Source organism: Thalassospiraceae bacterium LMO-SO8 (assembly GCA_031655335.1).
Lineage (GTDB): Bacteria > Pseudomonadota > Alphaproteobacteria > Rhodospirillales > Casp-alpha2 > UBA1479.
In genome coordinates, this window is the sequence record CP134226.1 from 3,447,333 (window position 1) to 3,471,675 (window position 24,343).

The 24,343-nt window shown below is 65.4% G+C and carries 27 protein-coding genes and 1 tRNA gene; 5 read left to right on the top strand and 23 right to left on the bottom strand.

The features are described from left to right. Nucleotides 1-67: 67 nt before the first annotated feature. Complete coding sequence (ccsA, locus tag RJ527_16595) at nt 68-883, bottom strand: cytochrome c biogenesis protein CcsA (GenBank protein ID WND75639.1); 816 nt, start codon at nt 881-883, stop codon at nt 68-70. A 181-nt stretch (nt 884-1,064) separates the two neighbouring features. Between ccsA and RJ527_16600 the strand changes: the two genes are divergently transcribed. Together RJ527_16600 and RJ527_16605 are read left to right on the top strand one after the other, a co-directional pair. Next, nucleotides 1,065-2,237: a bifunctional 2-C-methyl-D-erythritol 4-phosphate cytidylyltransferase/2-C-methyl-D-erythritol 2,4-cyclodiphosphate synthase gene (locus tag RJ527_16600; protein WND75640.1), complete on the top strand. Its 1,173-nt coding sequence runs from the start codon at nt 1,065-1,067 to the stop codon at nt 2,235-2,237. 113 nt (nt 2,238-2,350) lie between these two features. Further along, nucleotides 2,351-3,283, top strand: a complete 933-nt coding sequence (locus tag RJ527_16605; GenBank protein WND75641.1) for a response regulator — start codon at nt 2,351-2,353, stop codon at nt 3,281-3,283. Nucleotides 3,284-3,304: 21 nt separating this feature from the next. Here RJ527_16605 and cutA read toward each other — a convergent pair whose 3' ends face one another. Continuing rightward, nucleotides 3,305-3,622, bottom strand: a complete 318-nt coding sequence (gene cutA / locus RJ527_16610) for a divalent-cation tolerance protein CutA (GenBank protein ID WND75642.1) — start codon at nt 3,620-3,622, stop codon at nt 3,305-3,307. Nucleotides 3,623-3,728: 106 nt separating this feature from the next. On the opposite strand from cutA, the gene RJ527_16615 reads away from it, so the two are divergent. After that, entirely contained in the window at nt 3,729-4,019 is a 291-nt protein-coding gene (locus tag RJ527_16615; protein ID WND75643.1) for a hypothetical protein, read from the top strand. A 303-nt stretch (nt 4,020-4,322) separates the two neighbouring features. Further along, entirely contained in the window at nt 4,323-4,688 is a 366-nt protein-coding gene (locus tag RJ527_16620; GenBank protein WND75644.1) for a (2Fe-2S) ferredoxin domain-containing protein, read from the top strand. A 260-nt stretch (nt 4,689-4,948) separates the two neighbouring features. Here the strand turns inward: RJ527_16620 and RJ527_16625 are convergent. The 8 genes from RJ527_16625 to RJ527_16660 form a co-directional block, all read right to left on the bottom strand. Continuing rightward, nucleotides 4,949-5,025, bottom strand: a tRNA-Pro gene (locus tag RJ527_16625). A 166-nt stretch (nt 5,026-5,191) separates the two neighbouring features. Next, nucleotides 5,192-5,590 carry a MerR family transcriptional regulator gene (locus RJ527_16630; GenBank protein WND75645.1) on the bottom strand — a complete coding sequence of 133 codons (399 nt, stop codon included), beginning with the start codon at nt 5,588-5,590 and terminating at the stop codon, nt 5,192-5,194. A gap of 13 nt (nt 5,591-5,603) precedes the next feature. After that, complete coding sequence (locus RJ527_16635; GenBank protein ID WND75646.1) at nt 5,604-5,909, bottom strand: integration host factor subunit alpha; 306 nt, start codon at nt 5,907-5,909, stop codon at nt 5,604-5,606. 107 nt (nt 5,910-6,016) lie between these two features. Further along, a complete protein-coding gene (locus tag RJ527_16640) occupies nt 6,017-7,024 on the bottom strand; it encodes a beta-ketoacyl-ACP synthase III (GenBank protein ID WND75647.1) in 1,008 nt (335 codons plus the stop codon). Continuing rightward, nucleotides 7,021-8,139, bottom strand: coding sequence for a phosphate acyltransferase PlsX (plsX, locus tag RJ527_16645; GenBank protein WND75648.1), 1,119 nt, complete (start codon nt 8,137-8,139; stop codon nt 7,021-7,023). The genes RJ527_16640 and plsX overlap by 4 nt, the downstream gene beginning before the upstream one ends. 50 nt (nt 8,140-8,189) lie before the next feature. Continuing rightward, nucleotides 8,190-8,375 carry a 50S ribosomal protein L32 gene (gene rpmF / locus RJ527_16650; protein WND75649.1) on the bottom strand — a complete coding sequence of 62 codons (186 nt, stop codon included), beginning with the start codon at nt 8,373-8,375 and terminating at the stop codon, nt 8,190-8,192. Nucleotides 8,376-8,480: 105 nt separating this feature from the next. After that, the gene (locus RJ527_16655) at nt 8,481-9,023 is read right to left on the bottom strand and encodes a DUF177 domain-containing protein (GenBank protein WND75650.1); all 543 of its coding nucleotides are present in this window, start codon (nt 9,021-9,023) and stop codon (nt 8,481-8,483) included. Further along, on the bottom strand, nt 9,020-9,574 hold the full coding sequence (locus tag RJ527_16660) for a ubiquinol-cytochrome C chaperone family protein (protein WND75651.1): 555 nt from the start codon (nt 9,572-9,574) through the stop codon (nt 9,020-9,022). Before RJ527_16660 ends, RJ527_16655 begins: the two co-directional genes overlap by 4 nt. 146 nt (nt 9,575-9,720) lie before the next feature. On the opposite strand from RJ527_16660, the gene bamE reads away from it, so the two are divergent. Continuing rightward, nucleotides 9,721-10,242 (top strand): outer membrane protein assembly factor BamE, encoded by a 522-nt coding sequence (gene bamE, locus RJ527_16665; protein WND75652.1) that lies wholly within the window; start codon nt 9,721-9,723, stop codon nt 10,240-10,242. Nucleotides 10,243-10,359: 117 nt separating this feature from the next. Here the strand turns inward: bamE and RJ527_16670 are convergent, their stop codons facing one another. The 13 genes from RJ527_16670 to RJ527_16730 form a co-directional block, all read right to left on the bottom strand. Then, nucleotides 10,360-12,450 (bottom strand): sodium-translocating pyrophosphatase, encoded by a 2,091-nt coding sequence (locus RJ527_16670; GenBank protein ID WND75653.1) that lies wholly within the window; start codon nt 12,448-12,450, stop codon nt 10,360-10,362. A 229-nt stretch (nt 12,451-12,679) separates the two neighbouring features. Continuing rightward, nucleotides 12,680-13,138 (bottom strand): hypothetical protein, encoded by a 459-nt coding sequence (locus tag RJ527_16675; GenBank protein ID WND75654.1) that lies wholly within the window; start codon nt 13,136-13,138, stop codon nt 12,680-12,682. Between the two features lie 106 nt (nt 13,139-13,244). After that, nucleotides 13,245-14,243 (bottom strand): thiamine-phosphate kinase, encoded by a 999-nt coding sequence (gene thiL / locus RJ527_16680; protein WND75655.1) that lies wholly within the window; start codon nt 14,241-14,243, stop codon nt 13,245-13,247. 55 nt (nt 14,244-14,298) lie between these two features. Then, nucleotides 14,299-14,784 (bottom strand): transcription antitermination factor NusB, encoded by a 486-nt coding sequence (gene nusB / locus RJ527_16685; GenBank protein ID WND75656.1) that lies wholly within the window; start codon nt 14,782-14,784, stop codon nt 14,299-14,301. A gap of 8 nt (nt 14,785-14,792) precedes the next feature. Continuing rightward, complete coding sequence (gene ribH, locus RJ527_16690; GenBank protein WND75657.1) at nt 14,793-15,242, bottom strand: 6,7-dimethyl-8-ribityllumazine synthase; 450 nt, start codon at nt 15,240-15,242, stop codon at nt 14,793-14,795. After that, the gene (gene ribB, locus RJ527_16695; protein ID WND75658.1) at nt 15,239-16,375 is read right to left on the bottom strand and encodes a 3,4-dihydroxy-2-butanone-4-phosphate synthase; all 1,137 of its coding nucleotides are present in this window, start codon (nt 16,373-16,375) and stop codon (nt 15,239-15,241) included. Before ribB ends, ribH begins: the two co-directional genes overlap by 4 nt. Continuing rightward, the gene (locus tag RJ527_16700) at nt 16,372-16,971 is read right to left on the bottom strand and encodes a riboflavin synthase (GenBank protein ID WND75659.1); all 600 of its coding nucleotides are present in this window, start codon (nt 16,969-16,971) and stop codon (nt 16,372-16,374) included. The genes ribB and RJ527_16700 overlap by 4 nt, the downstream gene beginning before the upstream one ends. A 9-nt stretch (nt 16,972-16,980) precedes the next feature. Further along, nucleotides 16,981-18,141 (bottom strand): bifunctional diaminohydroxyphosphoribosylaminopyrimidine deaminase/5-amino-6-(5-phosphoribosylamino)uracil reductase RibD, encoded by a 1,161-nt coding sequence (ribD, locus tag RJ527_16705; protein WND75660.1) that lies wholly within the window; start codon nt 18,139-18,141, stop codon nt 16,981-16,983. Continuing rightward, nucleotides 18,125-18,583: a transcriptional regulator NrdR gene (gene nrdR, locus RJ527_16710; protein WND75661.1), complete on the bottom strand. Its 459-nt coding sequence runs from the start codon at nt 18,581-18,583 to the stop codon at nt 18,125-18,127. The genes ribD and nrdR overlap by 17 nt, the downstream gene beginning before the upstream one ends. Before the next feature lie 64 nt (nt 18,584-18,647). After that, nucleotides 18,648-19,961 carry a serine hydroxymethyltransferase gene (glyA, locus tag RJ527_16715; protein ID WND75662.1) on the bottom strand — a complete coding sequence of 438 codons (1,314 nt, stop codon included), beginning with the start codon at nt 19,959-19,961 and terminating at the stop codon, nt 18,648-18,650. Nucleotides 19,962-20,049: 88 nt separating this feature from the next. After that, a complete protein-coding gene (rpiB, locus tag RJ527_16720; protein WND75663.1) occupies nt 20,050-20,493 on the bottom strand; it encodes a ribose 5-phosphate isomerase B in 444 nt (147 codons plus the stop codon). 186 nt (nt 20,494-20,679) lie between these two features. Then, nucleotides 20,680-20,925, bottom strand: coding sequence for a hypothetical protein (locus RJ527_16725; protein WND75664.1), 246 nt, complete (start codon nt 20,923-20,925; stop codon nt 20,680-20,682). Between the two features lie 50 nt (nt 20,926-20,975). Further along, nucleotides 20,976-24,254 carry a methylmalonyl-CoA mutase family protein gene (locus tag RJ527_16730; protein WND75665.1) on the bottom strand — a complete coding sequence of 1,093 codons (3,279 nt, stop codon included), beginning with the start codon at nt 24,252-24,254 and terminating at the stop codon, nt 20,976-20,978. Between the last annotated feature and the right edge of the window lie 89 nt (nt 24,255-24,343).

The following is a 24,343-nucleotide window of genomic DNA, read 5'->3' on the forward strand; positions in this document are numbered from 1 at the left end:
TGCGTGCCCATTTATTGGGCAGAAACGGCAAGAATTCAACAAAATGCGGGGGAAAGGCGCATAAATTTTATGCCAGGAGCACGCTGGTCACGAATTTGACCCCCGGATAGGCCAGGGTCACGAACAAATAGGCCAGCAAAACCAGCCGGGCGACCTGACGGCCGCGGGCGCCGGTTTTCTGATGCGCGTACAAAAGCGCGCAGATCACCGCGAAGGCGGCCAGGGCGAATACGGTTTTGTGGTCGAGATGCAGGATGGACACGCCATGGGTCAGGTTGATGGCCGTCCCGGTGGCCATGCCGAGCGCAAGGACCGCCGCCGACAGCCACAGAAAGCGCAGCACCACGCCCTCACAATCCAGCACCGACGGCAGGCCCTGGGGCCGCTTCAGGGGCGCCTTGCGCTTCAGGGCGCGTTCCTGCAGCAAAGCCGCGAGAGAGGCCGCGGCGGCCACGGTCAGCAACGCATAGGTCGCGATGGACACGCCGATATGGAACCACAACCAGCCGCCGTCGCCCGGGGCCATGGTCATGGGGGCGGCATGGGTGGCGCCGTGGCTGAGCATGGCGAGAGCGGCCAGGATCGTCATCAGCGCGAGAAACAAGGGAGACAGGCGCGCCACGTCGCGGTCGAACACGGCCGCGGCGGCGAACACCGCCATGCTGGCGCTGACCGAAACCCAAAGCGCGAACGACAGGTCCGTGCGCCAATCGGCGATCGCCGTGGCGGCGGCCACGGTCCAGGCCACGGGCCCCACAACGGCCACGGCGAGCAGCATCCAGAACCGCGCCTGAGGCTGTTCGGCCTCGCCCTTCCAGGCGGCGAGCAGCGCCGGCAGCAGGGCGACCAGGGCGGCGATGTTGAGAACGGTGTCGGCGGCCATTTGTTCAGTCTCTCGTTACAACAGGCGGCTAGAACATCGCCCTACGCGCCCGGTTTGACAAGGGCCGCTTGCGCATGGCCGTCCGGTGACATGGCCTATTGGCAAAATCCCCGTTTGTTCAGTATGTTCCGCGCCTGACCTCCCTTCCCTCCCTGCGTTGGACAAGGCGACACCGGAACCTATGGCGAATTGCACGGCCATCATTGTCGGCGCGGGCCGCGGCCACCGTTTCGGCGGCCCCCTGCCCAAACAGTACCGGACCCTTGGCGGGGAGCCCGTGCTGCGCCACGCCTTGCGTGCCTTTGCGGCGCATCCCGCCGTGACCCAGGTGGTCGGCGTCATCCACCCCGACGACCGCGAGATGTTCGAGGCCGCCGCCCAGGGGTTGGGCATCGCCGGCCATACGGCGGGCGGCGCCGAGCGGCAGGATTCCGTGCGCAACGGCCTGGAATTCGCGGCCGGTCTGACCCCCGGCGGCGCGCCGGACCTGGTGCTGATCCACGACGCGGCCCGGCCCTTCGTGTCGGCCCGCCTGATTTCCGACGTCATCGCCGCGCTGGAAACGGCGCCCGGCGCCGTGCCGGCCCTGGCCGTGGCCGATACCCTGAAACGCGGCGCGGACGACCGGGTGACGGAGACCGTGGACCGCACCGGGCTGTACCGGGTGCAGACGCCCCAGGGGTTCCGGTTCGCCGACATCCTGGCGGCCCACGGCAAGGCCAAGGGACAGACCCTGACCGACGATGCCGCCGTGGCCGAGGCGGCGGGGCTGGCGGTCGCCCTGGTTGCGGGCGATGCGGATAATTTCAAGATCACGACGGAGGGCGACCTGATGCGCGCCGAAGAGATGATGAACGGCGGTGAAACGCGAACCGGATTCGGCTTCGACGTCCACCAGTTCGAGCCCGGCGACGCCGTGCGGCTATGCGGCGTCGATGTTCCCTTCGACCGCAAGCTCAAGGGCCATTCCGATGCCGATGTCGGGCTGCATGCCCTGACCGACGCCATTCTGGGCGCCATCGGCCAAGGCGACATCGGCCAGCATTTTCCGCCGACGGACCCGACGTGGCGGGGCGCCGAATCCCATATCTTCCTGGCCCATGCCGCGGCCCTGGTCCGCGACCGGGGCGCGGTGATCGTCAACGTCGACGTGACGATCATCTGCGAAGCCCCCAAGGTCGGTCCTCACCGCGCCGCCATGGCCGCGCGGGTCGCGGACATCCTCGGCATCGACGGGGGCCGGGTCAACGTCAAGGCGACGACGACGGAGCGTCTCGGCTTCACCGGCCGGGGCGAAGGCATCGCCGCCCAGGCCGTGGCGACGGTGCGTTACCGCGGCGCGGGTCCGGCGTGAGTTGCACATCTTCGTGTGAACGCCGGTTCACAGAAGCCAGACGAACGTTCTATATTTTCAGCCAGCCAGCGTGGGGACGCGCTGAATCAAAAGACCGGGGAACCGCCTGAACCATGGCGAAATTGAACTTTGGCAATGTCGGGGTGTTTCTGGTCGACGGCGACGCCAGCGCCCGCCAGGGCATCCGCCACATCCTGTTCAACGAAGGCTGCCGCGACATTCGCCTGGGCGACGACTGCAAGGAAGTGGTCGCCGTGCTTGGCCAGAACGATCCCGACCTGATTATCGCCGAACTGCGCCTGCCGGACGGCAATTTCGCCGCCGTGACGCAGAAGATCCGCCAAGGAAAAATCGGCCATAACCCCTTCGTGCCCATCATCCTGGTCGTCGTCGAGGACGAGGACCCCAAGGCGGTCAAGACGGCCCTGGACATGGGCGTCGACGATGTCGTGTCGAAACCCGTTTCCGCCGTCGGCCTGATGGCGCGCATCAACCGCCTGGTGGAAAAGCGCCGTCCCTTCGTGGTGACCGAGGGCTACATGGGCCCCAAGCGGGCTCAGGACGAGGGGGCCAAGTCCATCGACGCGCCGAATCACCTGAGCCGCAAGTTGAAGGGCGAAAAGATCGGGTTCCTCGACAAGGAAATGGATGTCGCCGCCGCCGAGGAGGACGTGAAGGGCTGCCGGCTGCAGTTCATCGGCGACGAGATCAAATCACTGATCAACGGCATCGCGCCGCGTCTGGAAAAGGGCGAGTTCGACCGGGACCTGCGCAACGCCCTGGCCCGCGTGGTGGCGGAAGCCATGCGCGCCCAGGATCAGCTTGAGAACACGCGCTACGAACATGTCGCCCGCCTGTGCAGCAGCCTGAGCGGCGTCGCCGGACAGTTGCGCGATACGGGCGAGGACAGCGTCGATCAGCGCCGCGCCATGCTGCTGCGCCCCTTGTCCCAGGCCATTCAGGTGGGATTCGCGGGCGGCATCGCGTCCGAAGAGGCCGCCAAGACCATCGTCGAGAAGATCGGCGCCGGCATCCTCAAGACTTAAGGGGGCATCGGGGCGAACGCCCTACCCGCCCGTTTCCGCCGATATCCAGTTCAGGAACGGGGCGTGGCCGCCGGCCAGGTCCAGGACCACCAGACAGGGACAATCGTAGCTGTGCAGTTCGGCCGCGCGGGCGATCGCCGCTTCGGCCAGCGCGTCCCGTGTTTTCAGGATCACGGCCACTTCGCCGCCGCGCGTGACCTTGCCGTCCCAGCGATAGACCGATTCCATGGCGCCCAGGATGTTGGCGCAGGCGATCAGCCGTTCATCGACCAGGGTTTCCGCGATGCGCCGCGCCTCATCCAGGTCGGCTGCGGTCATGTAGATGAATTTTGCGGTCATGTTCAGTGCCTGCGGCCCTAATCGGTTGGCGGGGCTCGGGAACTCAATTACCATCGCCGGGGACGCGCCCCGGGGGACGGGGCATGATGGCAGGTGAGCGGGAGGCATGATGTCGCAAGGCCAGACGGAGATCAATGGACGCAGCCGGCGGGATGCCGGCGCGGGGACGCAGCCGACGGCCCAGCAGCGCAAATGGCTGCGGCGTGGCTTGAATCAGGCGGGCGGAAAGCTGCCGTTGTTTGATGAACTCGGCCAGAAAGTCAGCGACCGCACGGTCAACGCCTGTATCGAACACGGTTGGGCCGAACCCTGGTTCAACAATCCTCTCAAGCCCGACTGGCAGGTCTGCAAACTGACCGACGCGGGCCGGCGCCTGCTGACGGGCGATGACGCCTGAGCCATGATCATGATGTGGTCGTCGCATTTCGCCATGGTTTCTCAAATCGACACGCGTTCTGCGAAGAATAATTTTTCCCGGCACACGCCCTGGATGCGGCCGGGGGCTGGCCGTGCTATGGCGCGCACGGTCAATGTGTTGAATTATCAATGAATTTTTTGGGAGGGGGCGGCAACCCAGTGAACCAGTGCTTGGGGGGAGGAGGAGAAAAGTTCCGGCCCACCGGGTTACCACTGAGGCAAAGTGCAGGTTCCATGCCAGTCCCAATCACCCCGTCTCATGCCGTGTTCGCCCGGTCTCCCCATGCCGCAGGATAATGTTTCCTCCACGCCGCCCGTACCGCCGCCCGCCGCCGGCTGGACCATCATGGTCTGCATCAACCGCCGCCTGCGCTCTGACCTGGCGTCCTGCGCCGCGCGAAACAGCGAGGACCTGGCCAAGGCCATCGAGGCGGAAGTGCGGGCCCGTGGCCTCGATATCCGGGTCGAGCGGACGGTGTGCATGGGGCGTTGCGACTTCGGGCCGACGGTGCGCGTGGCCCCCGGCGGCGCCTTTCATCTGGGGCTTGCGCCGGATGACGTCGGCGGGTTCCTGGATGACCTGGAATTGAAACTGGGCTTGAAAAAAGAAACAAATAAAATCAACGAGTTGCCGCCACCCGGTACGTGACGAGGCAATTTTTCCCAAGATTGTGATGACTATCACAGCAAGGTCACAGGCCACCTGCCATAGTCAGGGTGTTGGATGGATTTGTAATGAATCCTCCCTTCCCTCAAGAGCACAGACTGCGGGCCGGAACTTCGTGTTCCGGCCCTTTTTCTTTGCATCCCCGGCGGGACGGCCGAACATTGAGTGCAGGGAAGCCTATCCCGCGCCGCCGCCTTTGCGGGCGACAGGGACATGAGTTCTGACTGTGCGGGAAAAAGTAATGGTCGGAGCGGCGGGATTCGAACCCACGACCCCCACACCCCCAGTGTGGTGCGCTACCAGGCTGCGCTACGCTCCGACTACTTTGTTGGCGCCGCGATCGTTTGCCTTGGGAGGGCTCGCGGCCACCGGCAGGTACACCGAGGCAAAACCCCGGTGACGTGCGGGCCGGACTATACTTGCTGCGTTGGGTGGGGGCAACAACCCTGGGCGGGTCCGGGCGATTTTTCTGAGAGGCCGAGGGTTTAGGTGAGAAGGGCCCGGATATCCTTCAATTCGGCCAGCACGGCGGCCAGTTGCGCCGCCTGCCCGTCGCTTTCCGGGGCGGATTTCGGGGCCGGCGCCGCAGGCATGTCCTGGCCCTCGCCGTCGTCGTCGGTGACGCCGTCCTTCAGCAGCTTCTGCACGCCCTTGATGGTGTAGCCGTCTTCGTACAGCCAGCGCCGGATGCGGTCGAGAAGCACGATGTCCTCAGGCCGGTAGTAACGACGGCCGCCGCCGCGCTTCATGGGTTTGATCTGGGGGAATTTGGTTTCCCAGAATCGCAGCACGTGTTGCGGCAGGTCGAGCTCGTCGGCGACTTCGCTGATCGTGCGGAACGCGCCCGCCGATTTCTTCACGGACCTGGCGTCATCGGCAGGCATCTCTACGCCGCGCCTAGCTGTTGCTTATGGAGCGATTGATCCGGCTCTTCAGAACCTGCGAGGGCCGAAACACCAGAACCTTCCGGGGAAGGATCGGCACTTCCTGTCCGGTCTTCGGGTTGCGTCCGATGCGCTGTCCCTTCTGGCGGACGGAAAAACTGCCGAACGACGAAATCTTCACGGTTTCGCCACGCGCCAGGGCATCCGTCATATAACCCAGGACATTCTCCAAGAGGGCCGCGGATTCGTTCCGCGACAGCCCGACTTCCTGATACACCGCCTCACCCAACTGCGCGCGGGTGATTGTTTTACCAGCCATAGTTTCCGGTCCCCCTTAGGTCCGCGACCGAGGCAAAGGGTATCCTCGCCGGAGAAAGCCGTCAACGTCAAAGGGTTGCGTGTAACAACCTAAAATCAGGCGGGAATTTACCAACGTACGAGGGCGGAGCCCCAGGTCAGCCCACCGCCCATGGCTTCGAGCAGGAGCAGGTCGCCGCGCTTTATCCGGCCGTCCTTGACGGCGACGTCCAACGCCAGCGGAATGGACGCGGCGGAGGTGTTGGCATGTCGGTCCACGGTCGTAACGACCCGGTCCGGCGACACGCCCAGCTTGCGCGCGGTCGAGTCGAGAATGCGCTTGTTGGCCTGATGCGGGACGATCCAGGAGATGTCGTCGCGTTCCAGGCCGTTGGCGTCCAGCGCCTCGTCGACCACGGCGGCCAGATTGGTCACCGCATGGCGGAAAACCTCGCGTCCGACCATGCGGACATGACCCACGGTCTGGGTCGAGGAAGGCCCGCCGTCGACATACAGAAGGTCGTTGAGCTTGCCGTCCGAATGCAGATGCGTGGACAGGATGCCGCGTTCCCGGTTGTGGCCGGTGCCGGCGCCGTCGTCGTCCGCGGCGGCGCCGTTGGCGGACGCCTGCAGGACCACGGCCCCTGCCCCGTCGCCGAACAGCACGCAGGTCGAACGGTCTTCCCAATCGAGAATGCGGGAAAACGTTTCGGCACCGATCAGCAGCACGGTCTTGGCCTGACCCGAGCGGATGAAGGCGTCCGCGGTGGAAATTCCATACAAAAAGCCGGAGCACACGGCCTGAATGTCGAAGGCGGCGCCGTTCGACATGCCGAGTCGCGCCTGCACTTTCGTCGCCGTCGAGGGAAAAGTCTGGTCCGGCGTCGTCGTCGCCAGGATCACCAGATCGATGTCGTCGACGTCAATGCCGGCATGGTCGATGGCCCGTTCCGCGGCGGCGAAGGCAAGGTCGGAGGTAAACTGCCCGTCCTCGGCGATATGACGCTGGCGGATGCCCGTGCGTTCGACGATCCATTCGTCGGTGGTATCGACGCGCTGCGCCAGTTCGTCGTTCGTGACGACGCGCTCCGGCAGATAGGAGCCGCAGCCCAGGATGATTGAACGAGGCATGGTCATCCGTTGGCCACCACTCCGGTCCCGCCGTTGCCGTCGGGGGTGTCCTGACCGTTGGTGGGGACGTCGTCGTCGGTTTCCGTCAGGATGCTGGGGTCGAAGGAGGCACGGAACTGTTCGTAGTCCTCCTTGATGCTTTCGTTGAAATTGTTGGAAATCAGCTCGTAGGCGACGTGGATGGCGTTGGCGAAGCCGACCGCGTCGGTGCCGCCGTGGCTTTTCACGCAAATCCCGTTCAGGCCGACGAACATGGCACCGTTGTAGCGCCGGGGATCGACCCGCATCTTGAAGGTCATGAGCGCCGATTTCGCCAGCATGGCGCCCAGCTTGGCCGGCAGGGAACTGGTCAGGGCTTCCTTCAGGAACTGGCCGAACAGCTTGGCCGTGCCTTCGGCGGTCTTCAGCGCGATATTGCCGGTGAAGCCGTCCGTGACGATCACGTCGACGGTGCCGGCACCGATGTCGTCACCTTCGACGAAGCCATGGAAATGCAGCGGCAGCTTTGAATTCATCAACCCCTTGGACGCGAGCTTGACCGCCTGATTGCCCTTCAGGTCCTCCTGGCCGACGTTGAGAATGCCGACGGTGGGCTTTTCCAGGCCCAGCACGTTGCGCGCGAAGACCTCGCCCATCACCGCGAACTGGATCAGGTTCTCGGCGTCGCATTCCACGTTGGCGCCCAGGTCGAGCATGACGCTTTCCCCGCGCCGTGTCGGGAAATAGGTCGCGATGGCCGGCCGGTCGATGCCCGGCAGGGTCTTGAGCACGAACTTGGCCATGGCCATGAGCGCGCCCGTGTTGCCGGCCGACACGATGCCCGCGGCCGTGCCGTCGCCGACGGCGTTGATGGCCAGGCGCATGCTGGAATTGCGGCCCTGGCGAAGCGCCTGGGCCGGCTTGGCGTCGTTGGTCACGATATCGGCCGTGTGACGCACCTGACACACCGCGCGGGCCCGGGGAAACCGATCCAGCAGCGGGTTCAGGAGAGCTTCGTCACCGAACAGGAGAAAGCTGACGTCCGTCAGCCGCTCAAGAGCCGTGTCCACGCCTTCCACCACCATGTCCGGGGCATTGTCCCCGCCCATGGCGTCGATGGAGAGCGTCAGGTTATCCGACAAGGAAATGTCCTTTCCCGACTGCCTCGTTGTGTTAGCGCCTGGAAAGCAGGCTACGCGGCGTCGTCGGCTTCGATCACTTCGCGGTCATCATAATGACCACACGCCTGACACACATGGTGGGGGCGCTTCAGTTCACCGCACTTGGGGCATTCGTTGTACGAAGACGGCGACAAGCGGTGATGGGCTCGCCTCATGTCCCTTTTCGACTTCGAGATCTTCTTCTTTGGAACAGCCATGTTGACTACACCTTCATTCAAAAAACGCCCGGGCGGCGGACCGCCTGCGGCGCAAAGCCGGTTACTTAAACAATCTCGCTTTTACCTGCAAGCGCTAACCCATCATTATTTTTCAAGATCGCGCAGTTTCGCAAGGACCGCGAAGGGGTTGTTTTTGGGCGCCTCGTCCTCCCCGTCCCCATTCCGGGCCGGATTTTCGACCGCCGGCGCGTCTTTGGCGCGGGGATAAGGCTCCATTTCCAAGGCAGTGTACTCGCAAACCGCCGCCCCGGCATCAATCATGCCGCCCTCGATCAGGTCGGGGGCATCATCGTCGAAGGGATCGAGGTCGGCGTCCTCCTTGTCGGGGGGCGTATCGAGGTAAACGCGGCGAATCGGCCCCTCGACACGGGTCTCGACCGGCTCCAGGGTGGCCACGCAGGACTGCACGAGATCGGCGGCAACGGTTCCGTCCAGGACGAATCGGCGCCCCGGCTCGGCCCGCAGCTTGACGCGCGCAACCAAGGATTTGACCTCTGGAATGCCCAGGAAGTCGGCCAGCGCCCGGCGCTCCCCATTGTCGGCCTCGATGGTCAGGGACACGACATCGCCGCGCAGCAGGTCGCTCACCGGAACAGGCTGGCTCAGGGGGAAGGCGCCGACGGTCATTGCCCGTCTCCTTCCGGCATCCATTCAGGCGCGGTGAACCCGGCGCGCCCGGCAAGCAGGTCCACATCCTCCAGGGCCGTCAGGACCGCCGTCTGGGCCCGCACGTAGGCGGCCAGGCGCGCCACGGCGGCATCCTCGGGCGTGGCGTTTCGGTACAGGTTGCGGCGCAGGGCGCCCTCCAGGGCCTCCTCGCCGCCCGTAAGGCCCTCGCGGTAGGCGCTCATGCGGCCGTAGAAGCCTTCGACCATCTTCTGGATGCGACGGCGCACGCCCTCGTCGCCGAATCCCATCTCGCGCAGATTGAGGTCCAGGTCCTCGAACAGCACGTCGAACAGGTCCTGCTTCAGCTTGCCAGGGGCCGGGGTCATGCGGTTCAGGCGTTCGAGAACCAGGAACATGTGCAGCAGGATCAGATCGTAGCGGCCGTCTTCCGTGTCGGCGACGCCGCCGGCCCCGTAGAACGCGGGCTGGCGTGCCTGGCGTACGACGTCGCCATACAGGCTGCGCGCGGTCTGGACGCCGGAAGAACGCTTGAAAAGGGATAGGATCATCGCCGTTTGAACCGGATTTGGGGAAAAACCGCCATATGGGCCCTGGACATGCGCACTCGCGTGACTAATTATCAAGTCCGATTTACCGGGTCCGTTTAGCAAGTCGTGCCGGGCCTTGCACGCAAGAAGATTGCCGCCGGCTGAACATGACACGAAACCCCACGACCTATCGCGATCTCATCACCGCCCGCCCCTGGCTTGGCCTGACCGCCGCCGTGCTGGTGTCCGTGGCCGTTGCCGGTTGCGCCACGCGGGTCGCGGTGCGCGGCAACCTGCCCGATTCCGAACGCCTGGCCGAGGTTGTGCCCGGCGACATGAGCCGCGAAGAGGTGGCGGAAATCCTGGGCTCTCCGTCCAGCGTCACGCCCTTCGATTCGCATCTGTGGCTCTACATCAGTGAAAAGACGGAAACCTTCGCCTTCATGGCGCCCAAGGTTCTGGAACGCAACGTGATCATGGTCCGCTTCAACGACAAGGGCCTGGTCAAGGAGGTCAAGAAGCTCGACCTGTCCTCGGCCCAGGACATCAAGCATGTGGAGCGGGTCACGCCGACATCCGGTAACGAGATTACCTTTTGGGACCAGTTGTTCAACAACATGGGCCGTTTCAACAAGGGCGACGGCGACGTTACGCCGGGGGGGCCGACCGGCGGCGGCGGCGTTCCTTAAGTCTGCTGGCCTTAAGCCCGCTGGCCCCCGCCCTTTTCCTAAATCGACCAGGCAAGAAAAAGCCCCGGAGCAACCTGCCCCGGGGCTTTGTCGTCGTTGGTTTGCGGCGTTTCCGGCCTAGGCGAGAATCGCCAGCAGCAGGATCGCCACGATGTTGATGATCTTGATCATCGGGTTGACGGCGGGACCGGCGGTGTCCTTGTAGGGATCGCCGACCGTGTCGCCGGTCACCGCGGCATGATGGGCGTCGGAGCCCTTGCCGCCATGATGGCCGTCTTCGATGTACTTCTTGGCGTTATCCCACGCACCGCCGCCGGAGGTCATGGACAGCGCCACGAACAGGCCGGTCACGATGGTGCCCATCAGCATGGCGCCGAGGGCGGAGAACGCCGCCGACTGCCCGGCGATGGCGTTGACCACGAAGTACATGACCGCGGGTGCGAACACCGGCAGCATGGACGGCAGGATCATTTCCTTGATCGCGGCCTTGGTCAGAATGTCCACGCACTTGCCGTATTCCGGCTTGCCGGTGCCTTCCATGATGCCCGGGATCTCGCGGAACTGGCGGCGCACTTCGACGACCACCGCGCCACCGGCCCGGCCCACGGCCATCATGCCCATGGAGCCGAACAGATAGGGCAGCATGCCGCCGATGAACAACCCGATGACCACATAGGGGTCCTGCAGGGAGAAGGTCACGGAGACGTCCGGGAAGTAGTGCTTGAGGTCTTCCGTATAGGCGGCGAACAGCACCAGGGCGGCCAGACCGGCGGAACCGATGGCATAGCCCTTGGTCACGGCCTTGGTGGTGTTGCCGACGGCGTCGAGCGCGTCCGTGGTCTTGCGCACGTCTTCCGGCAGGTTGGCCATTTCGGCGATGCCGCCGGCGTTGTCGGTGACCGGGCCGAAGGCGTCGAGCGCCACCACCATGCCGGCCAGCGCCAGCATGGTCGTCGCGGCGATGGCGATGCCGAACAGGCCCGCGTTCAGGTAGGAGATGATGATGCCGGCGCAGATCACGATGACCGGCATGGCCGTCGCTTCCATGGACACGGCGAGACCCTGGATCACGTTGGTGCCGTGGCCGGTTTCCGAGGCCGCAGCGACGGACTTCACCGGGCGGTAGTCGGTGCCGGTGTAGTACTCGGTGATCCACACGATCAGGCCGGTGACGCCCAGGCCGGTCAGGGCCGTGATGAACAGCTGCGTGCCGGTCACGGTCTTGGCGCCCATCGGGATGGCGGTTTCCCAGCCGATGAACATGGACACGATGCCGCCGATCAGCACGGCGGAGATCACGGCCGAGGCGATGAAGCCCTTGTAGAGGGCGCCCATGATGTTCTGCGAGGCGCCCAGCTTCACGAACCAGGTGGCGACGACCGAGGCGATGATGCACACGCCGCCGATGACCAGCGGGAACAGCATCATCTGTTCCTGGGCCGCACCCGTGAAGAAGATGGCGGCCAGCAACATGGTGGCGACCATGGTCACGGCGTAGGTTTCGAACAGGTCGGCGGCCATGCCGGCGCAGTCGCCCACGTTGTCGCCCACGTTGTCGGCGATGACGCCGGCGTTGCGGGGATCGTCTTCCGGAATGCCGGCTTCGATCTTGCCGACCAGGTCGGAGCCGACGTCCGCACCCTTGGTGAAGATGCCGCCGCCGAGACGCGCGAAGATGGAAATCAGCGACGCGCCGAAGCCCAAGGCCACCAGGGCCTCAAGGATATGACGCATGCCGGCGGCGCTGTTCGGGTCGATCATGTTGCGCAGCACGACGTAGTAGCCGGCGACGCCAAGCAGCGCCAGACCGACCACCAGCATGCCGGTGACGGCGCCGGACTTGAAGGCGACGTCCAGACCGCCGGCCAGGCCCTGGGACTGGGCGGCTTCGGCGGTGCGCACGTTGGCGCGGACCGAGACGTTCATGCCGATGTAGCCGGCGACGCCGGACAGCACGGCGCCGATGAAGTAGCCGATGGCCACGGTCATGCCGAGCTTCAGGCCAAGCAGGATGCCGATCACGGCGCCGACGACGGCGACGGTCGTGTACTGGCGGTTCAGGTAGGCGGCCGCGCCTTCTTGGATGGCGGCGGCGATTTCCTGCATACGTGCGTTGCCGGCGGGCGCCGACAGGACGGAGCGGATGGCATAGGCGCCGTACAGTAGCGCCAGGACACCGCAGGCGATGACCAAGGTGTAAAGCGACATTCTCGTTTATCCTTCATGCATGTGAATAGTGCCGCCGGGATAAACACTCCCCTACCCCAACAGTCGGCGGCCCTTGTGATTATTATTCAGTCGGCGTCACAGCGTGCGATTCCGACCGGAAAGCCGCCGGGAACATACGCAAAGAGTTTTCATAAAGCAACCGCCATGGGGATGGGCGGGGCCCCCGCCCGCCTCTGTCCCGGGGGGTAAAAACCGACCGGCGATGAGGTTATTTCTGGGGGGTGTCGACGACCGACTGGATCAGCACGCTCTGCACCACGCCCTTGCCCAGGACGATGTCGGCGCGCAGCTGCAAACGCTGTTGCAGGATGGCCAGATTCAACTGGTCCTGTTCCTTCAGCATGCGCGGGATGAAGGTGTGCAGATCCTTGAAGAAGGCGTCCTTCAAGACCGGCGTCATCTTGCGGACTTCGGCAAAATTGTCGTCGTTCCAGACTTCCAATTTCAGCTCGAACTGGAAGTTTCCAAGCACCTTGCCGTTGCCGAAAACGTTGACCAGCAAGGGAGTCATCTCGACGAACTTGGCTTCGCCCTTGTTGGGGCGCTTGGGTTTTTCCACTTCCGCATTGGGGTTGGCGAAGGGGCCGAGCTCCATCCATTTCATGACGCCGACGGCGCCGCCTAGGATGCAGATCAGAACGATGAACCCGATAAAGATCTTTTTCATTGGCGTTGGCCGTCAGCCGTTCCGTCTGTGGTCAGGGAGATCGCGTGGCGCCATTATGCAGGTGGCGGCCGGGCGTGCAATGCGGACGATCACCCCGCCCCGGCCGTCAAAAATGCCGGTAACCGCCGGGGCCCAGGTCCAGCACCGCCCCGCCGGGGCCGAGCAGACGGACGTCCGGTTCCGCCGTCATGGTTCCGATACGGGTCACGGGGACGCCCGATTCGCGGGCGGCCGTGGCGACGGTGGCCGCCGATGACGGGGCGGCCGTGAACGCAAGCTCGTAATCGTCGCCGCCGGTCACCAGCGTTTCCAGCAGGCTGGGGTCGGCCGCGAGCGCCGTCCGCGCCGCATCGGACAGCGGCAGATCCTGAACCCCGATCTCGGCCCCCAGGCCCGACGTCTTGGCAATATGGCCGACGTCGGCGGCAAGGCCGTCGGAAACGTCGATGCAGCTCGTGGCGATTTGCACCAGGCGCGGTCCGAGCGCCGTGCGCGGCCGCGGCCGGTCGTAACGGTCGCGCAGAAACGCGTCGCCGGCGGCGCCGGCGAGCGTCCGCCCGTCGCGGGCCACCAGAAGGCCGAGGGCGGCGTCGCCGATCGTTCCGGACAGGTACAGATCGTCGCCGGCCCGCGCCCCCGACCGGCGGAGGGCCTGGCCCGCGGTCACCCAGCCGAGCGCCGTGATCGAGAGGGTGAGCGGTCCGCTCGTGGTCACCGTGTCCCCGCCCAAAAGAAAGATGCCGTGCGCGGCCTGCATGTCCCCAAGACCGGATGCGAAGGTCTGCAGCCAGCCGGGAACGACCGGCTTGGGGGCGGCCAGGGCCAAGGTATAGGCGGCGGGCGTGGCGCCCATGGCGGCCAGATCGGACAGATTGACGCCCAAGGCCTTGACCGCCAGGCATTCAGGGTCGGCGTCGGCCAGGAAATGCTGGCCCGCGACCAGGGCGTCGGTGGTGACGACGAGCTGGCAGCCCTTGGGCGGCGTCAGCAACCCGGCGTCGTCCTTGAGATCAAGGGCTTCCGGCCGGCCCTCGGTCAGGGGCCGGAAATAGGCGGCGATCAGATCGAATTCGCCCAATCGGTCCAGTTTGTCGTTGTCGTTCATGCGGTTAGGTGCATCCGTCGTGTCCCCCGCATATTGGGGGCCAATTGTGGCGACCTTAAGTGAACTCCGCCGGGCGGAGCTGGCGGCCCAGATGATCGAGAAAGCCGTTGACCAGGGCCGGTTCGCGCCCGTCGAAAAAGGCGTCGGCGACGTCCACGTATTCCTTGATGACGACCACGGCCGGAACCTGCGGGCGTTTGGCCATTTCGAAGGCCGCCGCGCGCAACACCGCGCGCAAAAGCGCTTCCAGGGAGTCCACCGTATGCGGATGGTTGAGCGCCATCTTCAGATAGCGGTCGACGCCTTCGAGATCGTTGCTGACACCCGCGACCAGTTCCTTCAACAGGTCCAGGTCGGGCGGCGTGAAGCCGTTCTCGCCGTCGTCGGCGCCGTCGGCGTCGAGGGCCGAGGACGACCAGCGTTCGGCCATGATGGCTTCCAGCACCGGATCGGCGCCGGCGCCGGCCAGGTCCATTTCATACAGCGCCTGCACGGCGGCCAGACGAGCCGAACTCAGGGGGGCGGATCGGGTCGCGCTCATGATGGTTTTCAACCTCCGCCGAAACGCTGTTTGACGCCGATCATGGCAAGGCAGGCGCGGGCCGCCTCGGCGCCCTTGTTCTTGCCCTTGGGATCGGCGCGCACGCGGGCCTGGTCGCCGTTCTCGCAGGTCAGCACCCCGAAACCGAGGGCCAGTCCGTCCCGCGTCGTCAGGTCCATGATCGCCCGGCTGGCTTCGGTGCAGATATGGTCGTAGTGGCTGGTTTCGCCGCGGATCACGCAGCCGAAGGCCAGGAACCCGGCATAGCTGCCGCCGAACGCCGCATGGCGGATGGCGGCGGGAATTTCGAATACGCCCGGGACTTCCAGGCGTTCGTGATGCAGGCCGGCCTCGGCCAACAGCGGCAAGGCGCCGGCGATCAGGCCGTCGGCGATGTCCGGGTAGTAGCGGGATTCGACGATCAGGACTGCGCCCTTGTGGGCCTGGGCGGCGCTCACTCGGCACCTCGGTCGATGGGCTGGCGGCCGACGATGGTCAACCCATGGCCGTCCAGGCCGACCACGGTCTTGGTCGAATTGGTCAAAAGGGTCATCTCCGTAATGCCGAGGTCGGTCAGGATCTGTGCGCCCACGCCGTAATCGCGAAGCTGGCCGGACGGCTTTTCGCCCTCGCCCAGCTTGGCCTTGACCCGGTCGGACAGGCTGGTCGGCATGGGTTCGCGGATCAGCACGATGACGCCCCGGCCCATCTCGCCGATGATTTCCATGGACCGCTGCAACAGGCCGTCGGCCCCCCGCGAATTGTCGCCCAGCACGTCTTCCAGCACGTTCAGCGCGTGCATGCGCACGGGCACCGGCCCGCCTTTGGCGATGTCGCCCTTCACCAGGGCGATGTGTTCCGCATAGGCCACGGTGTTCTGATAGATCGCCATGGTGAAGCTGCCGCCGTGGCGGCTTTCGAACGGCGTTTCCAAAATGCGTTTGACCAGCCGGTCGTTCTTGCGCCGGTAGGCGATCAGGTCGGCGATGGTCGCGATCTTCAGCCCGTGATGCTGGGCGAAGTCGACCAGATCGGGCATCCGCGCCATGGTGCCGTCGTCGTTCATGATCTCGCAGATCACGCCGGCCGGGCTGAGGCCCGCCAGGCGCGCCACATCGACGGCCGCCTCCGTATGGCCGGCGCGCACCAGGGTGCCGCCGTCGCGGGCTTCCAGCGGGAATATGTGTCCCGGCGTGGCGATGTCGGCCGCCCCCCGCGCCGGGTCGATGGCGACGGAGACCGTGCGCGCCCGGTCCGAGGCGGAAATACCCGTGGTGACGCCCTCGCGGGCCTCGATCGACACGGTGAAGGCCGTCTGATGGCGCGACGAATTGGTGCGGCTCATATGCGGCAGGTCCAGCTTTTCGACCCGCTCGCGGGTCAGCGCCAGGCAGATCAGCCCGCGCCCGAAGCGCGCCATGAAGTTGATGGCGTCCGGGGTCGCCATCTGGGCCGGAATGACCAGATCGCCCTCGTTCTCGCGTTCTTCGTCGTCGACCAGGATGAACATGCGCCCGTTGCGCGCGTCCTCAATGATGTCCTCGATCGGCGACAGGATGCTGTCGTAGGCGTTAACGTCTTGTAATTTCAAGGGGCTTCACCATTCATCTGCATGAGCCGCGCAACATAGCGCGCCAGCATATCGATTTCCAGGTTCACGGCGCCGCCGACAGTCAGGCCGCCGAGGGTCGTCTGTTCCTGGGTATGGGGGATGATATTGACCGTGAAATCCCGGGCCGCAACCGTGTTCACGGTCAGCGACACGCCGTCCAGGGTGACCGAGCCCTTGGCGGCGATGAAGGGTGCCAGGGCATCGGGCGCGCGGAAGGTCAGTTTCAGGGACTCCCCTTCCACCTCCCGCGTCACCAATTCGGCCATGCCGTCGACATGCCCCGAAACGATATGCCCGCCCAGTTCGTCCCCGGCCTTGAGCGCGCGTTCCAGATTGACGGCGGTGCCTTCGCGCCAGGCACCGAGCGTCGTCAGCCGCCGGGTTTCGCCCGAGGCCTCGAAGGCGAGCCAGCCCGACCCTTTTTCCACGACGGTCAGACAGCAGCCGGAACAAGCGACCGACGCGCCGATGGCGATATCGCCGGTATCGAAGGCGGTTTCGATTTCCAGGCGGCCGTCATCCGCATGCTCGATGGCGCGGACCCGGCCGACGTCGGTGATGATGCCTGTAAACATGAGTGCTTCTTACGCCGGACGGGGCCGAACCGCCAGTATTTCCAGGATGTCGTCGCCGACCAGTTCCATGGACAGGCGCTCGAAGCGCAGCGCGTCGCTCATGGTCGCGACCGACAGCGGGGCGACCGCCGGCACGCCGTCGCTGCCGACCACCACGGGGGCATGGAACCAGGCCAGGCGATCGACCAGCCCGGCCTTCAGGAACGTGGCCGCGACGGTGCCGCCGCCCTCGATCAGCAGCCGCGTGATTCCGGCCCGGGCGAGAGCGGACAGAACCGCCACCGGGTCCGGCCTGCCGTCGTCGCCGGCGGCGACGCGGACTACCTGGGCTCCCGTTTTCTCCAGCTCTTTCGCGGCTTCGGGCGAATAATCCGGAACCGTAACGATCCACAGAGGCACATCCTTGGCCGAGGCCGCCAGCTTGCCATTTGGCGGGGTCTTCAGGTGCGTGTCGAGCACCACCCGCGCGGGCGAGCTGGCTTCCATTCCCGGCAGGCGGCAGGTCAGTTCCGGATCGTCGGCCAACACCGTGCCGATGCCGACCAGGATGGCGTCGGATTGCGCGCGCATCAGATGGCCGCGCGCTCGGGCGGCGTCGGAGGTCACCCATTTGCTGTCCCCGCCGACGGCGGCGATGCGGCCGTCCAGGCTGGACGCGGCCTTCAGCAGGACCAGCGGGCGGCCCGATTGGGCGCGCGTGAAATAGCCGGCGTTGACTTCCCGGGCGCGGGTTTCGTCCAGGCCCTGGGCGACCGCTATGCCGGCCGCCTCCAGGGCGGCGATGCCCTGCCCCGCCACGCGGGGGTCCGGGTCGCCCACGGCGACGACCACGCGGCCGACGCCGGCCTTGATGAGGGCCTCCGTGCAGGGCCCGGTCTTGCCGGTGTGGCAGCAGGGCTCCAGCGTTACATAGGCCGTGGCGCCCCGGGCAAGGTCTCCTGCCCGCGCCAGGGCTTCCGTTTCGGCATGGGGCCGTCCGCCGGGCTGGGTCCAGCCGCGCCCGACCACGCGCCCGCCGCCGTCCCGGCCACCCTCAAGGTCTGGGCGGACCAGGACGCAGCCGACGGCCGGATTGGGCCAGGCATTACCCAGCCCGCGCCGGGCGAGCCCGAGCGCCATGGCCATGAACCGGCGGTCGTGATTGGTGAATGTGTTAGTCGTCTTCGCCACTTAAGTTCTCGACGAAGGCCTCGAAATCCTTGGCCTCGCGGAAGTTTCGATAGACGGAGGCGAAGCGCACGTAGGCGACCTGATCCAGGTTGGCCAGGTTTTCCATGACCATTTCACCGACCACCTTGGAGGGGATTTCGTTCTCCCCCAGGGTTTCCAGGCGGCGCTGGATGGAATTGACGATGCGCTCTATCCGGTCCTCGTCGACCGGGCGTTTGCGCAGCGCGATGTGCAGGGAGCGCGACAGCTTGTCGCGGTCGAAGGGAGTCTTCTCCCCGTCCTTCTTGACGACCACCAGTTCGCGCAGTTGGACCCGCTCGAAGGTCGTCCAGCGCGCGCCGCAGGCCGGGCAGAAACGTCGGCGGCGGACCGCCGAGCCGTCGTCCGTCGGCCGGGAATCCTTTACCTGAGAATCGTCATGTCCGCAGAATGGGCACCGCATCGGTCAGTTCTCCCCAATATTTTGTATGTTGTACCCGTTCGGTTCTAAACAAGCCGTTACCGGCCTAGATGTTCGAATAGATCGGAAAATCCCGGCACAGCCGGCCCACGGCTTCGGCCGCCTTGGCTTCCGCCGCCGAGTTGTCGTCCGGATTGGCGGCGACGCCGTCCAGCACGTCGGCGATCAGGTTGCCGATTTCGCGGAATTCAGCCTCGCCGAAGCCGCGCGTGGTGCCCGCCGGTGTGCCGAGCCGGATGCCCGAGGTCACCGTCGGCTTTTCCGGATCGAACGGCACGCCGTTCTTGTTACAGGTCATGCGGGCATTTTCCAGGGCGGCCTCGGCCACGACCCCGGTCAGTCCCTTGGCGCGCATGTCGACCAACATCAGATGCGTGTCCGTGCCGCCGGCCACGATGTCGAAGCCGCGCGAAACCAGCGTTTCCGCCAGTACCCGCGCATTGGCGACGACGCGCGCCGAATAGTCCTTGAATTCGGGGCGCAGGGCCTCGCCGAAGGCAACCGCCTTGGCGGCGATGACATGCATCAGCGGCCCGCCCTGAAGGCCCGGGAACACGGCTGAATTGATCTTCTTGGCGATCGCCTCGTCGTTGGTCAGGATCATGCCGCCGCGCGGCCCGCGCAGCGTCTTGTGGGTCGTCGTGGTGGCGATGTCCGCATGGGGAAACGGGCTCGGATGCACGCCGGCGGCGACCAGGCCCGCGAAATGGGCCATGTCGACCATCAAAAGGGCGCCGACCTTGTCGCAGATCTCGCGGAACTTGGGGAAATCCAGGGTGCGGGGATAGGCCGAGCCGCCCGCGATGATGACCTTGGGCTTGTGTTCCATGGCCAGTTCCTCGACCTCGTCGAAGTCGACGCGGGCGTCCTGCTTGCGCACGCCGTACTGCACGGCGTCGAACCACTTGCCCGACATGGCGGGCGGCGCGCCGTGGGTCAGGTGCCCGCCGGCGGCCAGCGACATGCCCATGATGGTCTCGCCCGGCTTGACCAGGGCCAGCATGACGGCGCCGTTGGCCTGCGCGCCGGAATGGGGCTGCACGTTGGCGAAGCCGCAGCCGAACAACTTCTTGGCCCGCTCGATGGCGAGCGTTTCCGCGACGTCGACGAATTCGCAGCCGCCGTAGTAACGCCGCCCGGGATAGCCCTCGGCGTACTTGTTGGTCATGACGCCGCCCTGGGCTTCCATGACCGCGCGGGACACGATGTTTTCCGAGGCGATCAGCTCGATCTTGTCCTGCTGGCGCTTCAGTTCGGCGCGTTCGGCGGCGTAAAGCTCGGGGTCGGTCTCGGACAACGGCGCTTCGAAGAAGCGGTTGAGGGACGGATCGGCGTATTTCGGGGTATCGGCGTCGGGCATGGCGGGTTCTCGGTCCTTAGAATTTCGGTTGCGGCGCCCGGACGTCTTGGCGGCGGGCGCGGATGTTCAGGCGGTATGGCGGGCGGCCTCAGGCCGGCGTGGACAGCTTGTCCACGCGGCGGCCGTGGCGGCCGCCTTCGAAGTCGGTTTCCAGGAATATCTTGAGGCAATCCTTGGCCGTTTCGGCGCCGATCATGCGGCCGCCGAAACAGATCACGTTGGCGTCGTTGTGCTGGCGGCACATGCGGGCACCCAGCGCGTCGTGAATCAGCGCGGCGCGGACTTCCGGATAGCGGTTGGCGGCCATGGAGATGCCGATGCCGGAGCCGCAGACCAGAACGCCTAAGTCGGCCTTGCCGTCGCGGATGGCCCGGGCCATGGCGAAGCCGAAATCGGGATAATCGACCGAGTCCTCGGAATTGGTGCCGAGGTCCAGGACCTCGTGGCCCATGTCGGCGAGCTGCTTCAGCAGGTCGGTTTTCAGGGCGAAGCCGGCGTGATCGCAGGCGATGGCGATGGGTTTGGTGCTCACGGGTGTCCACCTAGGGCTTTTGGAAGGCTGCGTTCGTCCGGCGGCAGTGATACCACATCTCGATTCTTGCCGCTACACGAACACAAGGGCTCTGCGCCGCTCCAGATGTAGAAATCTTGGGCCAGCGCGCAACATGTGGAAAAATCGGCCGTGAAAATCAAGCGCCGAATTGTTCCCCGGCAATGTTCAGGCCAGCAGGTCCGTGCGCCCGGTCCGGCCCGTGCCCATGACCTGGGCGCGGCGTTTGCGCAGCACGTATTTGAGCTTGCGGACGGCCAGGCGCTGAACCATCGCTTGGGAATACTTGGCGTCGCAGATGGAGATGACTTCGACTCCGGTGCGCGGATCGATGGCGGTGACCCGCACATAGCGTCCCTTGGGCTGGAATTCGAACAGCACTTCCGGCAGGTAAACGTCGTCTTGCGTGGCCAAGCCAGAGCCCTTTTTCCACCGGCCGGAGGCGACCGTTCAGGCCGGTCCGGCTACATGTTTCGGCGGTACTGTCCGCCCGCGTCGAACAACGCGTCCGTTATCTGGCCCAGGGAACACGATTTCACGGCTTCCATCAAGGCGGCAAACAGGTTGCCGTCCGACGCGGCGGCGGCCTTCAGGTCGGCGAGCGCCGCCTGGGCGTCCTCGCGCCGTGCATCGTGAAACGCCCGCAGCCTTTTGATTTGATTCTGTTTTTCTTCTTCCGAGGATCGCTGCAACGGCGGTTCGGCCAAGCCCGCGTCCGGATTAGGGTTGAGGAAGGTGTTGACGCCGACGATGGGCAGACTGCCGTCGTGCTTCAGGGTTTCGTAGTGTAGGGATTCCTCTTGGATCTTGCCGCGCTGGTAACCCGTTTCCATGGCGCCGAGCACCCCGCCGCGCTCGGAAATGCGCTCGAACTCCCGCAGCACCGCCTCTTCCACCAGGTCGGTCAGCTCGTCGATGACGAAGGCGCCCTGGTTGGGATTCTCGTTCTTCGCCAGGCCCCATTCCTTGTTGATCACCATCTGGATGGCGATGGCCCGGCGCAGACTGTCCTCGGTCGGGGTGGTGAAGGCCTCGTCGAAGGCGTTGGTGTGCAGTGAATTGCAGTTGTCGTAGACGGCGATCAGCGCCTGCAAGGTGGTGCGGATGTCGTTGAAATCCATTTCCTGGGCGTGCAGCGAGCGCCCCGAGGTCTGGATATGGTATTTGAGCTTCTGCGAGCGGTCGTTGGCGCCATAGCGTTCCCGCATCGCGACCGCCCAGATGCGCCGCGCGACCCGGCCCATGACCGTGTATTCCGGGTCCATGCCGTTGGAGAAAAAGAACGACAGGTTGGGCGCGAAATCGTCGATCTTCATGCCGCGCGCGAGGTAGGCCTCGACGAAGGTGAAGCCATTGGCGAGCGTGAAGGCCAGCTGCGAGATCGGGTTCGCCCCCGCCTCGGCGATGTGATAGCCGGAAATCGACACGGAATAGAAGTTCCGCACCTTGTGTTCGACGAAATAGGCCTGGATATCGGCCATCATGCGCAGCGCGAATTCGGTCGAGAAGATGCAGGTGTTCTGGCCCTGGTCTTCCTTGAGGATGTCCGCCTGCACCGTGCCGCGCACGTTGGCGAGCGTCCAGGCGCGAATCTCCGCCGCCTCGGTTTCGTCGGGAACCCGGCCCTTGTCGGCTTCGAACTTGGCCAGTTGCTGGTTGATCGCCGTGTTGAGGAACATGGCCAGGATGGTCGGCGCCGGGCCGTTGATGGTCATGGAAACGGAGGTCGTGGGCGCGCAGAGGTCGAAGCCGTCGTAAAGTTCGGCCATGTCGTGCAGCGTCGCGATGGAAACGCCGGAATTGCCCACCTTGCCGTAGATGTCCGGGCGTTCGTCCGGATCGAACCCGTAGAGCGTCACGGAATCGAAGGCCGTCGACAGGCGCTTGGCCTCGGATTCCTTGGACAGGTACTTGAACCGGGCGTTGGTGCGCTTGGGGTCGCCCTCGCCCGCGAACATGCGGGTCGGATCTTCCTCGGTCCGCTTGAAGGGGAACACGCCGGCCGTGTAGGGAAAATAACCCGGCAAATTCTCCCGCATCAGCCATCTAAGCAGTTCGCCGTGATCTTCATATTTCGGCAGGCTGACGCGGCGGATCGTGTTGCCGGAGAGCGTCGTGCGGGTCAGCGCGTTGCGGATTTCCCGGTCGCGCACGGTGACCGCCATCTCGTCGCCGGAATAGGCGGCGCGGGTTTCCGGCCAGGCGTCCAAAAGGGCATGGGCCTCGGCGCTCAGTTCCTTGGATTTTGAGTCAGCCAGCTCGCGTATATCACTGATATTTTTGCCGTTTTCCTCCAGCATGCGGGCCGTTTCCCGGGCCTGCTGGCGGGCCCGGGCGATGCGCGCCTGATCCTCGGCATGGGACAGGTAGCCGCGAACTTCCTGGGCGATTTCGGCCAGATAGCGTTGGCGGTCCGGCGGCACGATGGCTTGGCCCGGCTCCGACGCCTTGCTGTCCACCGCCGGCAGCAGGTGCGGCAACTCCGGAAAGCCCTTGGCCGCGAATTGGCTCAACAGTTCCTGATAGACCGCCGTTACGCCGGTGTCGTTGAATCTGGAGGCAATCGCGCCGAACACGGGCATGTCGTCGGGCTTTGCGGCGAAGGCCTCGCGGTTGCGCTGAACCTGCTTGCGCACGTCGCGCAGCGCGTCCATGGCCCCCTTGCGGTCCATTTTGTTGATCACGATGACGTCGGCGAAATCCAGCATGTCGATCTTCTCAAGCTGGCTGGCGGCGCCGAACTCGGGCGTCATGACGTAGAGCGAGACGTCGCAGAACGGCACGATGCCCGCGTCCCCCTGCCCGATCCCCGGCGTTTCGATGATGACGATGTCGGCGCCGGACGCCTTCACGGCGGCGATGATGTCGGCGAGCGCCGGCGGGACCTCGGTCTTGGCGTCGCGCGTGGCCAGGGAGCGGAAGAACACGTTGGGCGCGTTGTTGGCGTTCATGCGGATGCGGTCGCCCAGCAGCGCCCCGCCGGTCTTGCGCCGGGTCGGGTCGATGGCGACGACGGCGATGCGCGGTTCGCCCGAGCCAAAGCGGAAACGCCGCACGATTTCGTCCGTCAGCGACGATTTGCCCGCCCCACCCGTGCCCGTGATGCCCAGTACCGGAACGGTATCGCGGGCCTCGGCGGCGGCGTGAATGTCGTTCAGCAGGCCCTTGGGCAGGCGGCCGTCCTCGATCGCCGTGACGACGCGCGCCAGATCGGCCGCGTCGCCGGCCTTGAGGCCGCTCAGGTCCTTGGGCAGGTCGGCGGACAGGTCGCGCCGCGCCGTCTGGATCATGTCGGCGATCATGCCCTGCAAGCCCAGACGCCGGCCGTCCTCGGGCGAATACACGCGGGTCACGCCATAGGCTTCCAGATCGCGGACCTCATCGGCGACGATGACGCCGCCGCCGCCGCCGAACACGGCGATGTCGGGGCGGCCGCGCTGGCGCAGCAGGTCGATCATGTACTTGAAGTATTCCACATGACCGCCCTGATAGCTTGAGACGGCAATGCCGTGGGCGTCTTCCTGGATGGCGGCGGTCACCACTTCGTCGACGGCGCGGTTGTGGCCCAGGTGAATGACCTCGGCCCCCTGCGCTTGCAGGATGCGGCGCATGATGTTGATGGCGGCGTCATGGCCGTCGAACAGGGCGGCGGCGGTGACGAACCGCACCGGGTGCAGCGGCCCCTTGCTGGCGGCGCCCGGGGTCTGTTTCGACCCGGCGGCGGGAAGTCTGTCGTCCGGCACGATGGTGTTTCCGTTCCCAAGTATCGTTATAGTTTCCGTTTACGTAAACGTAAGGCAAATCCCGGATCGGGTAAAGGGACCAATCCCCC

What these genes read in the sequence shown, in the direction of transcription:
- RJ527_16630 (WND75645.1), bottom strand. Translation starts at nt 5,590, where the DNA reads ATGCCTGCCGATGACGCCAGGTCCGTGAAGAAATCGGCGGGCGCGTTC.
- bamE (WND75652.1), top strand. Translation starts at nt 9,721, where the DNA reads ATGACACGAAACCCCACGACCTATCGCGATCTCATCACCGCCCGCCCC.
- cutA (WND75642.1), bottom strand. Translation starts at nt 3,622, where the DNA reads ATGACCGCAAAATTCATCTACATGACCGCAGCCGACCTGGATGAGGCG.
- RJ527_16620 (WND75644.1), top strand. Translation starts at nt 4,323, where the DNA reads ATGCCGCAGGATAATGTTTCCTCCACGCCGCCCGTACCGCCGCCCGCC.
- RJ527_16700 (WND75659.1), bottom strand. Translation starts at nt 16,971, where the DNA reads ATGTTTACAGGCATCATCACCGACGTCGGCCGGGTCCGCGCCATCGAG.
- RJ527_16670 (WND75653.1), bottom strand. Translation starts at nt 12,450, where the DNA reads ATGTCGCTTTACACCTTGGTCATCGCCTGCGGTGTCCTGGCGCTACTG.
- nrdR (WND75661.1), bottom strand. Translation starts at nt 18,583, where the DNA reads ATGCGGTGCCCATTCTGCGGACATGACGATTCTCAGGTAAAGGATTCC.
- RJ527_16635 (WND75646.1), bottom strand. Translation starts at nt 5,909, where the DNA reads ATGGCTGGTAAAACAATCACCCGCGCGCAGTTGGGTGAGGCGGTGTAT.
- glyA (WND75662.1), bottom strand. Translation starts at nt 19,961, where the DNA reads ATGCCCGACGCCGATACCCCGAAATACGCCGATCCGTCCCTCAACCGC.
- RJ527_16615 (WND75643.1), top strand. Translation starts at nt 3,729, where the DNA reads ATGATGTCGCAAGGCCAGACGGAGATCAATGGACGCAGCCGGCGGGAT.
- RJ527_16600 (WND75640.1), top strand. Translation starts at nt 1,065, where the DNA reads ATGGCGAATTGCACGGCCATCATTGTCGGCGCGGGCCGCGGCCACCGT.
- RJ527_16675 (WND75654.1), bottom strand. Translation starts at nt 13,138, where the DNA reads ATGAAAAAGATCTTTATCGGGTTCATCGTTCTGATCTGCATCCTAGGC.
- nusB (WND75656.1), bottom strand. Translation starts at nt 14,784, where the DNA reads ATGAGCGCGACCCGATCCGCCCCCCTGAGTTCGGCTCGTCTGGCCGCC.
- rpmF (WND75649.1), bottom strand. Translation starts at nt 8,375, where the DNA reads ATGGCTGTTCCAAAGAAGAAGATCTCGAAGTCGAAAAGGGACATGAGG.
- ccsA (WND75639.1), bottom strand. Translation starts at nt 883, where the DNA reads ATGGCCGCCGACACCGTTCTCAACATCGCCGCCCTGGTCGCCCTGCTG.
- RJ527_16660 (WND75651.1), bottom strand. Translation starts at nt 9,574, where the DNA reads ATGATCCTATCCCTTTTCAAGCGTTCTTCCGGCGTCCAGACCGCGCGC.
- RJ527_16640 (WND75647.1), bottom strand. Translation starts at nt 7,024, where the DNA reads ATGACCATGCCTCGTTCAATCATCCTGGGCTGCGGCTCCTATCTGCCG.
- thiL (WND75655.1), bottom strand. Translation starts at nt 14,243, where the DNA reads ATGAACGACAACGACAAACTGGACCGATTGGGCGAATTCGATCTGATC.
- RJ527_16655 (WND75650.1), bottom strand. Translation starts at nt 9,023, where the DNA reads ATGACCGTCGGCGCCTTCCCCCTGAGCCAGCCTGTTCCGGTGAGCGAC.
- RJ527_16605 (WND75641.1), top strand. Translation starts at nt 2,351, where the DNA reads ATGGCGAAATTGAACTTTGGCAATGTCGGGGTGTTTCTGGTCGACGGC.